This window comes from Croceibacterium xixiisoli, assembly GCF_009827305.1.
GTDB lineage: Bacteria > Pseudomonadota > Alphaproteobacteria > Sphingomonadales > Sphingomonadaceae > Croceibacterium_C > Croceibacterium_C xixiisoli.
In genome coordinates this window covers 129,909-143,640 of sequence record NZ_WTYJ01000005.1, presented here as the reverse complement: position 1 = coordinate 143,640, position 13,732 = coordinate 129,909, and the positions used below count along the sequence as shown (strand labels likewise).

8 protein-coding genes and 2 tRNA genes are annotated in these 13,732 nt (G+C 59.7%); 5 read left to right on the top strand and 5 right to left on the bottom strand.

Annotation, left to right across the window (positions count from 1 at the left end; translation table 11 throughout):
* From GRI97_RS18130 to GRI97_RS18110, 5 genes are all read left to right on the top strand, one after another.
* Nucleotides 1–3,275 (top strand): beta strand repeat-containing protein (locus tag GRI97_RS18130; protein ID WP_202392845.1); only part of this gene is annotated, 3,275 nt, incomplete at its 5' end.
* A gap of 200 nt (nt 3,276–3,475) precedes the next feature.
* Nucleotides 3,476–4,678 carry a TolC family protein gene (locus GRI97_RS18125; RefSeq protein ID WP_235917958.1) on the top strand — a complete coding sequence of 401 codons (1,203 nt, stop codon included), beginning with the start codon at nt 3,476–3,478 and terminating at the stop codon, nt 4,676–4,678.
* The gene (locus GRI97_RS18120; RefSeq protein WP_161392643.1) at nt 4,675–6,813 is read left to right on the top strand and encodes a type I secretion system permease/ATPase; all 2,139 of its coding nucleotides are present in this window, start codon (nt 4,675–4,677) and stop codon (nt 6,811–6,813) included. Before GRI97_RS18125 ends, GRI97_RS18120 begins: the two co-directional genes overlap by 4 nt.
* A complete protein-coding gene (locus GRI97_RS18115) occupies nt 6,810–7,997 on the top strand; it encodes an HlyD family type I secretion periplasmic adaptor subunit (RefSeq protein WP_161392642.1) in 1,188 nt (395 codons plus the stop codon). The genes GRI97_RS18120 and GRI97_RS18115 overlap by 4 nt, the downstream gene beginning before the upstream one ends.
* A 131-nt stretch (nt 7,998–8,128) precedes the next feature.
* Nucleotides 8,129–8,635, top strand: coding sequence for a helix-turn-helix domain-containing protein (locus tag GRI97_RS18110; protein ID WP_235917949.1), 507 nt, complete (start codon nt 8,129–8,131; stop codon nt 8,633–8,635).
* A gap of 178 nt (nt 8,636–8,813) precedes the next feature.
* On the opposite strand, the gene GRI97_RS18105 is transcribed toward GRI97_RS18110, so the two are convergent.
* From GRI97_RS18105 to GRI97_RS18085, 5 genes are all read right to left on the bottom strand, one after another.
* A tRNA-Glu gene (locus tag GRI97_RS18105) sits at nt 8,814–8,888 on the bottom strand.
* A gap of 36 nt (nt 8,889–8,924) precedes the next feature.
* Nucleotides 8,925–8,999 (bottom strand) — tRNA-Glu (locus tag GRI97_RS18100).
* A gap of 68 nt (nt 9,000–9,067) precedes the next feature.
* Complete coding sequence (recJ, locus tag GRI97_RS18095; RefSeq protein ID WP_161392640.1) at nt 9,068–10,849, bottom strand: single-stranded-DNA-specific exonuclease RecJ; 1,782 nt, start codon at nt 10,847–10,849, stop codon at nt 9,068–9,070.
* A gap of 101 nt (nt 10,850–10,950) precedes the next feature.
* Nucleotides 10,951–12,639: a 2-isopropylmalate synthase gene (gene leuA / locus GRI97_RS18090; protein WP_161392639.1), complete on the bottom strand. Its 1,689-nt coding sequence runs from the start codon at nt 12,637–12,639 to the stop codon at nt 10,951–10,953.
* Between the two features lie 293 nt (nt 12,640–12,932).
* Complete coding sequence (locus GRI97_RS18085; RefSeq protein ID WP_161392638.1) at nt 12,933–13,577, bottom strand: YceI family protein; 645 nt, start codon at nt 13,575–13,577, stop codon at nt 12,933–12,935.
* Nucleotides 13,578–13,732: the final 155 nt, after the last annotated feature.

Genomic DNA, 13,732 nt, shown 5'->3' with positions numbered 1-13,732 from the left:
ATGGTGGCCAGAACTGGCAGACGGGCACCGGCGGCAGCTTCACGCTGGCCGAAGGCACCTATGCCAATGTCCAGGTTCGTCAGACGGATGCTGCCGGCAACACGGCGACAACCACGCTTGGTGCGATCACGGTCGATGCCAGCGTCGCCACCCCGGTTGCGGCTCTGACGGATGACACCGGCGTCCTTGATGACGATGGCATCACCAGCAACGGCCAGATCGATGTGACCGGGCTGGAAGATGGCGCGACCTGGGAGTTCACCACCGATGGTGGCCAGAACTGGCAGACGGGCACCGGCGGCAGCTTCACGCTGGCCGAAGGCACCTATGCCAATGTCCAGGTTCGTCAGACGGATGCTGCCGGCAACACGGCAACGACAACTCTGGGTCAAGTCGTGGTCGATGCGACCGTCACCGGACCGCTCGCAGCGCTGGCCGTCGATAGCGGTACATCTGCCAGCGATCGGATCACCAACAATGGCTTGATCAACGTCACCGGTCTGGAGGCTGGGGCAACCTGGCAATACAGCACCAACGGTGGCCAGACTTGGCTGAACGGTACCGGCGGCAGCTTCACGCTGACCGAAGGCACCTATGCCAATGTCCAGGTCCGCCAGACGGATGTTGCCGGCAATACGGCAACGACCACGCTGGGCCAGGTGGTGGTCGATGCCACCATCGCTACCCCGACTGTGGCATTGGCAGTCGATACCGGCACCTCAGCCACTGATGGCATCACCAACAACGGGCTGGTCAATGTGACCGGGTTGGAATCCGGAGCGACCTGGCAATACAGCACCAATGGTGGCCAGACCTGGCTGAATGGCACCGGCGGCAGCTTCACGCTGACCGAAGGCACCTACGCCAACGTCCAGGTTCGCCAGACGGATGTTGCTGGCAACACGGCATCAACCACGCTGGGCCAGATCGTGGTCGACACTACGATCGTGGCGCCCAATGGTGTGCTGAACACCGATACCGGAACTTCCAATACCGACAGGATCACCAGCGATGGCAGGATCAATGTGTCGGGCGTGGAAACCGGGGCAAGCTGGCAGTACAGCACCAATGGTGGCCAGACCTGGATTAACGGCACCGGGACCAGCTTCACCTTGCCGCAAGGCGTGTACAGCAATGTGCAACTGCGTCAGACCGATCTGGCAGGAAATGTCAGCTCGGGCAGGGCACTAACCGCTTTCACGATCGCCAGCCCCGACGCAGTCAACGACTTGGTCTCGTTGAACATGGGGCTCCAGGCCCGGGTCGTTAATCCGTCGCAAACGGATACCGACGTGGAGGTTGTCGGCCTGCTGCAATCGGACATCGGTGTCGACAACTCTGTGTCGATTACCGTCAGGCCGGATCAGGTCGGTGATGTCCGCATCGTGGTCAGTCAGACAGCACTGGTTGCGGTGGGCGATGCCTTCAGGCTCGATGTCCTCGATGCTCAGGGTAACATCGTCTACTCGGCGGTCACTCAGAACTCGCTGCTCGGTGATGTCGCCGGCCTGCCTGTCCTGGGTGTGCTGGGTAACAACACCCTGGTCGCCAATGTGCCGGGCTTGTTGCCTGGTCAGTACTCGGTCGTTGTGCGCAACGACGAAAGCACTCTGGAACAACTGCTTGATACCAATGGCGGCGGCGTGTCGCTTCAGGAACTGGGCAGTGCCGGGGTCGTCGTTGGGCCCAACAATCAGGCGGTCATATTGGGCGCTGTAGACAATGCCCTCGGCGGACCGGTTGCCACCCTGTTGCTGACGCCACTGCTCAACTCTTTGAATGGATCGTCGGTCGCCGGCGTGGTTGGGGCATTGTCAAACGTCCTCAACACGCTGGGTCTGTCTGCTCTGCTCGACGGAGTTATCGGTGCAGTTGCTGACGCACTGCTCAGCAACACTCTGACTGCGCTTCAGGCAACGTCGATCACCACCACCGTGACGGAATTCGATTTCGCCAATGAAGCGGTGGGCGGCAATGTCATCACCGGGCAGGGCGGAGTGGGGGCAGACAACCTCGCTGGAGGTGCCTCTGTCAGCCTGATAACCCATGCCAACGGGTCCAGTTCGGTTGTGTCGCCCACGGGCACTACGCAGATCACCGGGGAACATGGTGTGCTGCAGATTTCGGCAAACGGAACCTACAGCTACACCGCCTTCGGCGACCCCGCCTCGATCGGTCAGTCCGATGTCTTCACCTACACACTCAGCGACGGAACGGTGTCCGACACTGCCACGCTGACGGTGCAGATCGATGGCACGACAGTTTTGGCCCGGGGCGATACGGCATCGGCATCGGTAAGCTGGGCATTCCAGACAGCGGATCTGGTTACGGCGAACAACGCCAATATCAGTGTGGTGGGTACCCCAACTTACACCAGCAACAGCTTCACCGTGACATCAAGTACCGTTCTGACCGGTGAAGTCAGTGTCTTCCTGACTGCGGGTGCGTTTGTCACCGGCAACCTCTATATCGAAAGGCAAGGGGCAGGGGGCGTGTGGGCACCCGTTAAGACAGTCGGCTACAACACTTCTCTTGGTCTGTTGAGTACGGTTGCACAGATCAACCTTGCCAATGAGAATCTGAGCGCCGGCACCTATCGTATACGGGCAACCCTTGGTGGCACTTTGTCGGTCGCCAATGTCAACGCCAATATCGATGCCACCTACACCAATCAGTTCCTGATCAACGGACGGTCGGGAGCTACGGGCAATATTCTCACCAATGACGAGTTGGGATCGACGTCGACCCAACTTCAGATCTTCAGTCCGACAGCAGGAGAATATGTACCACTCAGCGCCGGGACTTCGATGACGATCCAAGGTACCTATGGGTCGCTGCTGATCAATGCCGATGGCAGCTACACCTATACGGTTGGGTCTGGCTTCGGGCACTTTACATCAGCCCGGATCGACAGTTTCGACTATCAGCTGGTTCACCCCAATAACCAGACTTCGGAAGGATCCCTTGATGTTTCTGTCCAGCCGACAGGCGCAGGGGTCCCCGTAGTGACGAGCAGCTTCGCTGCAGACAGCAACTCCGAGAACATTGCGGATCTGCTCGAATACTCGATGCTGGAAGATCAGGGCAGTCTTGAAGATGTCCTGGAGAACTACCTGCGCGCGTCCGAAGCCCCTGCAGAAGAACCAGTGGATAACATTCCTGAGCCGGTTCAATCACCTGATGATGTCAAAGGACCTCCAGACGATCTGGATTACCTGAATGATCCAAATTCGGACCCATTATCAGAAGACCAGAACGGACATTACCTGATATAGGTGTCGCCTTGCGCAAGAATGTCGTGCCATTTCAAAGTGGCACGACATTCTTGCAAGACAATCGAGCCGGATAGCCGGCCGAGGGCGTGGGAGATTTGGTGGCTCGGACAAAAAAGCCCGTCGCGGCAGTTTCGATGCTTGTGCCCTTCGGGGTTTTACTCTCGGCGCCCGCTTGGGCGTCGGTCCCTCCCGTGCTGACCATGCAAGATGCTGTAACAGCGGCGCTCGCCTGGCATCCGTCAATCGATGAAGCTGTTCAACGCATCAATGCTCAGGGTGAAGAAATCGACGTCGCCAGGGCAGGGTATCGTCCCCGGGTGAGCGGCGGGATATCCACCGGATATCAGAACAACACTGCCAATGGCTGGCGACCTCGTGCCAATGTCACGGCATCGCAGATGCTGTTCGATTTCGGCAAGGTCATGAACACAGTCCGTTTCGCAGAAGCAGGGGCGCGGGTCAGTCGGGCGCGCCTGCTGCTCGCGGTTGATAGCCTGATCCGCGATACCAGCTTCTCGGTCATTGAAATCCAGCGTGCTGAGGCTTTGCTGGCGGTCGCGAATGATCAATTGACCGAACTTCGCGCCATTGAACAATTGGTGCGTCTGCGTTTCGAACGTGGGGCAGCAACCAGGTCGGACGCGCTGCAGGCGCAGGCCCGCGTGACCGGGGCGGAAGCCACCATTCAGCAGATCGAAGCCGAACAGGATCGTTGGCAAAGCAATCTTGCCTACCTCCTCGGCGAAAACGAAATTGGGGATGTTGTTCCGGAAACACCGGAATGGCTGGAAGCCAGTTGTGGGCAGCTCGAACCCGATTGGACCGATGTTCCGGCTATCATTGAAGCCTTCGCCACGCGTGATCAGGCAATGGCCGAGTTCGAACGGGCCAAGGCGGACCGGATGCCCACGATTTCTTTGGAAGCAGGCGGATCAACGGAAATTCAGGATCCTGTCTCCAACCGCGCAGATTACAGTTTCGGCATTCGCGTAACCAGCCCGCTGTACAATGGCGGCGCTGTGACTGCGCGTGCGCGCGGGGCCGGATTTGCGCTGCGTGCCGCCGACGCGGCGGAAGCCAGGGTTCGCAACGATATCTCCCGCCTCTTGGCTGAGGCGCAGCAGCAGGTCTTCGGTCTCCAGGATGTCCTGAAAACCCTGGCGCAGCGTGAAGCGGACATGCGGGAAACGGGGCGGCTGTATCGCCTGCAATATCTGGAAATGGGCACCCGCACTCTGGTGGATCTGCTCAACTCGCAGCAGGAACTGAACCAGGTGCGCTTCGATGCGGTCAACACCACCCATGATCTGCGGCGGCTGCGGATCGACTGCACATTCTATTCGGGCAGTGCCCGACGATCTTTCAGACTGAAGGGACAACGCGTGCAGGGGGAAATTCTGTGACGGAACCGCAGAACCTCGCGCTAAACTCTGATCGCCCGATAGAACAATGGCTTGATGCCTTCAACCAGGTCGCGCGACATTATCGCATTCCCATTTCCTACGAAACTGCGCGGCTGTCCGCCGTCTGGGACCGCTCGGAAGATGAGAGGAAGAAGATAATCAGCCTGGCACGCCGCTTCGGGCTGTCGTGCAATTTTGCGGCAGCTGGCGATTTCGAACTCGCCTTCAGCCGCCTGCCGGTTATCGCCGAATTGGATGACGCGCTCGTGGTCATCTCTGCTGTCAGCAGCGATGATGTCGCCGATGTCATGGTGATGGGCGATGATGGCGCTTCTAACCGCCTCAGTCGCAGCGATGTCATGGCGCGGGTGCGTCGCTATGTCATCGCCCGACCAGCGCGATCGGTAACGGATGCACGGGTGGACACCTATATCCGGCCGTATCAAGAGCATTGGCTGCGGCGCATATTGATGCGCGACATTCGCCATTATCCCAACATTTTCCTGGCATCCTTGATCGCCAATTTGCTGGCTTTCGGCACCATTCTGTTTTCGATGCAGGTCTATGACCGGGTGGTACCAGCCAACTCCTATCCCACGCTGTATATTCTGTTTTCCGGCGTGATCCTGGCGATCATCTTCGAATTCATTTTGCGCCGGCTGCGGATGACGCTTATCGACGGACTGGGAAAGCGTGCAGATCTGAAGCTGTCAGATCTGATTTTCGGCCATGCAATAAGGGTTCGCAGCCAGGATAGGCCTGCCTCGACCGGATCTTTTGTCGCACAATTGCGCGACATGGAGCAGGTTCGGGAGCTTTTGACCTCCACCAGCGTCGCCGCGATCGTCGATATCCCGTTCTTTCTGGTCTTCCTGCTGCTGTTCTTCTTTATTGCCGGCAATCTGGCCTTCATTCCGCTGGCCGCCCTGGTCTTTCTGGTGATCCCCGGATTGCTGTTGCAGCGCCGCCTGCGCAGCTATGCCAATGAATCCATGCGTGAAGCATCCCTGCGCAATGCGATGATCATGGAAGCAGTGCAGCGCCTCGATGATGTGAAGATGCTGCAGGCGGAGGCCCGCTTCGAACATCAGTGGAACCATGTGAATGAGGTGACGAGCGAGTCTCAGATGAAGCTGCGTCGGCTCACCAACAGCCTGACGGTGTGGACCCAGAATATCCAGAACGGCGTATATGCGACCATCGTTTTTTTCGGCGCTCCTCGCGTGATGGAAGGCGACATGACCACCGGCGCACTGGTGGGGGCATCCATCCTTGGATCGCGCATGCTTGCGCCACTTTCCCAGGTCACGCAGATATTCACTCGCTTGCAACACGCCAAGATCGGCTTGAAAAGCCTGGATGCCATAATGCGGTTGCCCACGGACACGCCGTCGGATGAACAGCGGATCGCGCTACCCGTTGCACGGGGTAATTACGCCCTTCGCAATGCCGTGTTTCGGTACGGCGATGCCAATATGCCTTTGGCATTGCATGTCGAACAGCTGGATATCAAAGCTGGCGAAAGAGTGGCCCTGATCGGCCGGAATGGTGCAGGCAAGTCGACCTTGCTGCAGGGGCTTTCAGGGCTGATGATCCCAGTTTCGGGGGAGGTTCTGCTAGACAATCTGGCCCTGCATCAGATCGATCCGGCCGATGTGCGTCAAGCTGTGGGGCTGGTTTCCCAGACCAGCGGGCTGTTCTTCGGATCTATCCGCGACAATCTGACGCTTGGTGCGCCCCGCGCTGGCGATGAAGAAATTCTCGCTGCACTAGGCATGGTGGGGGCCGATGAATTCGTGCGCCGCCTGCCCAGCGGGTTGGATCATCCGATATCCGAAGGGGGTAGGGGGTTGTCGGGTGGACAGGTGCAATCCCTGTTGCTGGCCCGCTCGTTGATCCGGCAGCCGCAAATCGTGTTGCTGGATGAACCGACGGCCGCGATGGATGAAACCAGCGAAAGATTCTTCATGCGGCAGTTCCGCGAATGGAGCGCCGGCCGAACCGTGGTGATCGCAACCCATCGCATGCGTGTGCTCGATCTCGTCGATCGCATCATCGTGATGAACAATGGCAAGATCGTGCTGGACGATGAGAAGGGGGCCGCGCTTGAAACCATGCGGAAGAAGGCGGCATGAAGGGCTGGCTTCACGCCCGTGGCAAGGGCGCTGAACACAGCGGGGACCGCGCGGTCAGAAGCTCCGCGCGCGTGGTCTGGATCGTTGCGATCATCTTTGCCGCCGGCCTGACCTGGGCCTGGCTCGCGGAACTGGATGAAGTGGCATCAGGCAGCGGAAAGGTCGTGCCAACATCGCGGGAACAGGTCATTCAGTCGCTTGAAGGTGGAATTATCGCCAAGATGAATGTGCGACAGGATACGATTGTCGAACCCGGGCAGATCCTGGCCCAGTTGGACCCGACCCAGGCCGGATCCACAGTTGAGGAAAGCGCCGCCAAATATCGTGCTGCGCTGGCTGCCGCAGCCCGTTTACGCGCGGAAGTGAATGAAACGTCGATCCGCTTTCCCGATGAGTTGAAGGATTTTCCCGAGCTTACCTCGGCGGAAAGCCGGCTTTACGACGCTCGCACCCGCAGCCTGGCCAGTTCGATTGCCCTGATAGATGAGGCGCTGGAACTCGTACGCCGCGAAGTCGCCATCGGCGAATCGCTGATAGAGGTTGGTGCCGCGAGCAATGTGGAGGTGCTGCGGTTGAAGCGTCAGCGGGCGGAGCTGGAATTGCGCAAGGCGGACCTGCGATCGCAATATATTGTCGAGGCGCGGCAGGAACTGGCAAAGGCGGAAGAAGAAATTGAAGCGCTGGCCCCGGTCGTCCGCGGTCGCTCCGACACGCTGAATCGCCTGACTGTGCGCTCACCGGTTCGTGGCATCGTGCGCAATATCGAAGTGTCTACTGTGGGCGGAGTTGTGCCTCCGAACGGCAAGATCATGGATATCATTCCGCTGGACGATCAGCTGATGGTCGAAGGACGGATCGCCCCCAGAGACATCGCGTTCATCCATCCAGGCCAAAGGGCGACGGTCAAGATCACGGCCTATGATTATGCGATTTACGGCGGGCTTGATGGGGAGGTCAGCAGTATTTCCCCAGATACGATCCGGGACGAGCTGCAGCCCGATGTGGTCTATTACAGAGTGTATATCAGAACACGAACAGATGCGCTGTCTACTCCCGACGGACGCAGATTTCCAATCGTTCCCGGCATGGTTGCTACGGTTGATATTCATACTGGCCAGAAAACTGTTCTGCAGTATTTGCTTAAACCATTGAATAGAGGGCGAGAAGCAATGCGGGAGCGATGAAACCAAATCCGGAGTTATGCGTACATAAACTGGGAAGGTTGAATGTTACAAATGTATAATGTAATTGGTAAATATTAACCCAGGCTGCTCAGCACGCCATGAGCTGTCAAAAAAATATGGGAAGAGAGGTTATGCGTGATCCAGGGTCACCAGCTTTTCACGACGCAGGCTCCGGCCAGGCGACATCGCCTACTTCACGGAGGGTTGTCGAAAATCTAGCCCAAGCAGCCGCCGTTGCAGATATCCATAGCCAGCAATTGGCAGAAAAGGCGCGTCAGCTCCTCAAGGCAAGGAAAGTCATCAGCAAGGTGATGCCAAAGAATCTTTTCAAGGATTCTGCTTGGGACATCATGCTGGAATTGTATCTCGGTGCGATCGAAGGTGGCGTGATCTATGTGAAGCAGATGATCATTGCTTCCGGAGAGCGACCGGCTACGGGGATCAGAATTATTGCCCGACTTGAAGACGCGGGCTTTATCGAGCGCAACAGCGACGATCTGGATCAGCGTCGTGTGATTGTCAATTTGACCGAACGCGGGCGGCAGGCAATGGAATTGCTGTTGAATGGCATATCGGAAAGGCCGGATAGCCTGACCGAAGGTGCAGGCAAGCCGCTTGGTTTCAGGCAAATGCGCTAAACATTGGACAGGATGGGTGGCCTAAGCGGGCGCTAGCCTTCGCGAACTTGATTTCGCCCGCTTTCCGCGCGACGGCATCAAATGTTTACCGCAACAAAATTGTAATTGGCGTTCGTCGAGCAAGCGACCTGTCGCAATAATTTCATATTGCTACACCACATTCAGCGTTATGCCGAAATGGTGACCCCTACGGGAATCGAACCCGTGTTTCAGCCGTGAAAGGGCCGCGTCCTAACCGCTAGACGAAGGGGCCAATTAAACCGGCTGGCACCGGATAATCTCGCACTGCTGGTGACCCCTACGGGAATCGAACCCGTGTTTCAGCCGTGAAAGGGCCGCGTCCTAACCGCTAGACGAAGGGGCCGTTCAGCAGTGCGAGGCGCGCAATTAGGCGGGAGAATCTGAACGGTCAACCCCTTCTTTCAGCTTTGTTCAATCCGCCCATGCTGCATCGTCCAGTTGCAACTCCGCCTGGGGTCTGCTGCCCCAGTCATCGATCTTCGCACGGCCCGCCAGCCACAGCTTCCGCCCGCGTCCGCCGTGCAGCAAAGCCTGGCCCAGATCGCTTTCAGCCATGCGGAACCCGATCGCCTTGAAACTGCCGCCATCATCCCCGCTGACGATCAGGCGGACATGATCGCTGCCCACCACATCGACCTTGACGATTCGCACCGGGCCCACGGCAACACGAGGGCCGGGCCAGCCCATGCCAAAGGGGCCGGCCGCATCGAGTGTTTCCACCAGCTTGGGGGTCAGCCCCCGTGGCGCCACGGCAATATCCAGCAGGGATGCCTGTTCGGCAGTCGCACGGGCAACCATCGGCGCCAGCCGTTCTTCCAGCCAGTCGCTCAGGGCGGTCAGTTGGGCTTCCTCAAGGGTCAGGCCTGCAGCCATCGCATGGCCACCCCCGGCAACCAGATAGCCAGCCTCCCGCGCGGCGATGATTGCTGCACCCAGATCGACCCCGGCGATGGAGCGGCCCGATCCCTTGCCCTGACCGCTTTCCTGATCGAGGGCGATCACTATGGCAGGTTTGCCGGTCTTTTCCTTGATCCGCCCGGCAACGATGCCGATCACGCCCGGATGCCAGCCGTGGCCGGCGACGATATGCAGGGCACGGTTGTGCTGACCTGCCAATTGTTCTTCCGCAGCCTCCTGCACGGCCTTTTCGATGGCGCGCCGCTCTTCATTGAGCTGAGACAGGTGGGCGGAGATGGTTTGCGCTTCCTGAGCGTCCTGCGTGGTCAGAAGGCGCACGCCGAGCGTGGCCTCACCAACGCGCCCACCCGCATTGATCCGCGGACCCAGCGCAAAGCCGCAATCGCTGCAGCTAGGCGCGCGGCTCAGACGACTGGCATCGATCAGGGCGGACAGACCGACATTGTCACGCCGGGCCATGACCTTGAGCCCCTGAGCGACAAAGGCCCGGTTGAGCCCGCGAATGGCCGCGACATCGGCCACGGTTCCCAAGGCAACCAAATCGAGCAGGGCCAGCAGATCGGGTTCCTGCATGCCTTTGAAATAGCCGCGTCGCCGCAAGGTGCGGACTACCGCCACAGCGAGCAGGAATGCCACCCCAACGGCCGCCAGATGGCCGTGTGAGGCCGCTTCCTCGTTCTCGTCCAACCGATTGGGGTTGACCAGCGCCAGCGCCCTGGGAAGCTCTGGGGAGCATTTGTGGTGATCGACCACGATCACATCCACGCCTGCATCATGGGCTGCGCCAAGCGCATCATGGGCCATGGCACCGCAATCCACGGTGATGATCAGGCTGGAACCTTCCTGGCCCAGCCGAACCAGGGCTTCGCCGCTGGGGCCATATCCTTCCAGCAGACGATCCGGGATGTAGTGGCGGGCATCATGGCCGAGCATGCGGAACAGCCGCACCAGCAATGCCGCACTTGTCGCCCCATCGACATCGTAATCGCCATAAATGGTCACGGTTTCGCGGGACAGCACCGCTTCCACGATGCGATCTGCCGCCACATCCATGTCGTGAAAGATCGACGGATCGGGCAAAAAGGCGCGCAGGCTGGGGTTGCGGTGGCGGTCCAGATCTTCGCGCGGCACACCGCGGGCGAGCAGCAGCTGGGTGACGATATCGTCTTCCAGCCCGATCGCGCCGCCGGTGAGTTCCATATTTCCGCCGCGCCACCGCCAGGCCTTGCCGGAAAGGGAGCGTTCGACACCGAGTACTGCAGGACGTGTAGACATGCACACGGGTTAGACCAGCCCCGGCATGCTGGGAAGCCGCGCTGGAAAGCTTTGCCCATCGGCCCCGCCACAGATGTACTGCAGCGGGGCCCGAGGCTTTGTCAGGCAGCGGGGGCAGGTACGGCCGAATTGGCCGCGCTCAGAATCGCCCTGACGCTGGCAGCGGCGACATCTTCGTCAATGCCCACGCCCCACACGATCTGCCCGTCGGGCAGGGTGCATTCGAGATAGGCTGCAGCGCGGGCATCGCTGCCTTTGCCCAGAGCGTGTTCGCTATAGTCGGCCACTTCCAGTTGCAGCCTGAAGGTCTGCTTCAAGGTCGCCAGCACGGAAGATACCAGCCCCTTGCCACGGCCGCTGACATTCTGGCTCTTGCCGCCAACGGCGATCGTGCCGGAAAACAGGCGCGTGCCATCGCTGGCCCGGCTTTCCTGATAGTCGAGCAGTTCGAAGGTGGCGTTGTCGGCGTTCAGGTAATAGCTTTTCTGGAACACGTTCCAGATGTCGCTGGCGTTCAGTTCCCGGCCCAGCTCATCGGCCAGATGCTGCACATGGCGGGAGAAATCAGCCTGCAGCCGCTTGGGCAGCTTCAGGCCCTGACCCTGTTCCAGCACCCAGGCGAAACCGCCCTTGCCGGATTGCGAATTGACCCGGATCACCGCTTCGTAATTGCGCCCCAGATCATGCGGGTCGATCGGCAGATAGGGCACGCGCCACAGATCGTCATTGCGGACTTCCTGCGCCTCCAGACCCTTCTTGATCGCATCCTGATGGCTGCCGGAAAAGGCGGTAAACACCAGTTCGCCGCCATAGGGATGGCGCGGATGGACGGGCAGCTGGTTGCAATATTCAACCGTTTCGATGACCCGGTCGATGTCGGAGAAATCCAGTCCGGGATCGATGCCCTGCGTGTACATGTTCAGCGCGACCGTCACCAGGCAGCAATTGCCCGTACGTTCGCCATTGCCGAACAGGCAGCCTTCGACGCGGTCGGCGCCTGCCATCAGTCCCAGTTCGGCAGCCGCAACGCCGGTGCCGCGATCATTGTGGGTGTGCAGGCTGATGACCGCAGCCTCGCGATTGGGCAGGTTGCGGCAGAAATATTCGATCTGGTCGGCATAGACATTGGGCGTGGCCGCCTCAACCGTCGCCGGCAGGTTCAGGATCAGCGGATGATCCGTGGTCGGCTGGAGAATGTCCATCACCGCCTCGCAAACCTCCAGGCTGAAATCGAGTTCAGCGGTCGAGAAAGTTTCGGGCGAATATTCGAAATGCCAGTCAGTCTCGGGCCGCTTGGCGGCTTCGTCGCGCAGCAGCTTGGCGCCATTGACGGCGATTTGCTTCACCTCGTCACGGCTCATGCGGAACACGATGTCGCGCCAGGCCGGGCTGACAGCGTTGTAGACATGCACGATGGCCTTGCGCGCGCCTTCCAGGCTTTCGAACGAACGGCTGATCAGATCGGCGCGCGACTGGGTCAACACCTGCACCACCACATCCTCCGGGATACGGTCGGACCGTACCAGGCTGGTGATGAAATCGAATTCGGTCTGGCCGGCCGCAGGGAAGCCGACTTCGATTTCCTTTACGCCGATTTCGACCAGCAGATCGAAGAACCGGTTCTTCTTCACCGAATCCATTGGATCGATGATCGACTGGTTGCCGTCGCGCAGATCGGTGGACAGCCAGCGTGGGGCCGAGGCGATCACGCGGCCCGGCCATTCACGGTCGGGCAGGTTTACAGCGGGGAAGGGCCGGTACTTGCGGCCGGGATCAGAATGCATGGGCATGGCGGACGCCTTATCGCCTGGGCCACGCGCGACAAGGGGCGCGGGCAATGTTTCGACTGGGTTATGAAATTGCCCTTAGGCGGGTTGCCCGGCGCGCGAAAGGCGCATGGCAAAGAACACGCCTAAGGGCGTGTAAGTCGAAGTAGCGAAAGGAGTTCGCGAAACTGCATGGCGCTGGCTGTAGCGCCTGGGTGCAGAACAAGTCCAGCCCAAAACCGGGCGGGAACCGTGCGTGCAGGATGACGCAGCCGGAAAAAGGGGAGGGCAGCCATCTGGCCGCCCCCCACCAAAGATCACTTTTCGAATGCGACCGTGATGTTGAGATCGACTTCGTCGCCAATGCCGAAGGCAAGGCCGAACGGGATGTTGAATTCCGACCGCTTGATCGTGGTCGTGCCGTGGAAGCCCAGGGTTTTCTTCTTGTTCATGCCGTTTTCGCCCATGCCGCTCAGTTCCGCTTTCACGGTAACCGGTTTGGTCACGCCGTTCAGGGTCAGATTGCCGACAATGTCGGCGCTGGTGGCACCGGTCGAAGTGACGCTGGTGGAAACGAAGCGGGCATCGGCCGGGCTCGGGCCGAAGAAGTCAGGGGCGCCGCCATCCTTGCCAGCGCGCAGCAGGTGATCCTTCAGGCCTGCGCTCGGCACGGTGACCTTCGAGACTGGAATGGTGACGTCAACCGAGGAAGCGGCGGGATTGGCGGCATCCACCTTCAGCTTGCCGGTGACGTCACCGAACAGGCCGAAATAATCGTTGAAGCCCAGATGGCTGACAGACCAGCCAACGATCGAGTGGCCGGCATCTGCGGTGTATTCGCCGGATTCGATCTTGCTGACGTCGATGGCGCCAGGACGCGGAGCGTTCTGAGCGTTCAGCGCGCCGACGGAAAGCGCGGAAAGCCCGGCCACAGCGGCGAGGGCGAGAACAGTTTTACGCATCAAGGAATCTCCCAGTGGGTCCAGCAGGTAAGTGGCGAAAACCAGTTTGGCGCGCACTTTTGACAAAGTCCATAACCAAGCGTTCCGCCAGTTCGGGGCTGCTCTGTTTCCGCCGCGTGGGGTGACGGGACAGCCAAAAGAAAACGCGCCCGCCC

Excerpts from the sequence above, each read along its gene's own strand:
- GRI97_RS18125 (WP_235917958.1), top strand. The coding sequence starts at position 3,476 with ATGCAAGATGCTGTAACAGCGGCGCTCGCCTGGCATCCGTCAATCGAT.
- GRI97_RS18115 (WP_161392642.1), top strand. The coding sequence starts at position 6,810 with ATGAAGGGCTGGCTTCACGCCCGTGGCAAGGGCGCTGAACACAGCGGG.
- GRI97_RS18110 (WP_235917949.1), top strand. The coding sequence starts at position 8,129 with ATGCGTGATCCAGGGTCACCAGCTTTTCACGACGCAGGCTCCGGCCAG.
- recJ (WP_161392640.1), bottom strand. The coding sequence starts at position 10,849 with ATGTCTACACGTCCTGCAGTACTCGGTGTCGAACGCTCCCTTTCCGGC.
- leuA (WP_161392639.1), bottom strand. The coding sequence starts at position 12,639 with ATGCCCATGCATTCTGATCCCGGCCGCAAGTACCGGCCCTTCCCCGCT.
- GRI97_RS18085 (WP_161392638.1), bottom strand. The coding sequence starts at position 13,577 with ATGCGTAAAACTGTTCTCGCCCTCGCCGCTGTGGCCGGGCTTTCCGCG.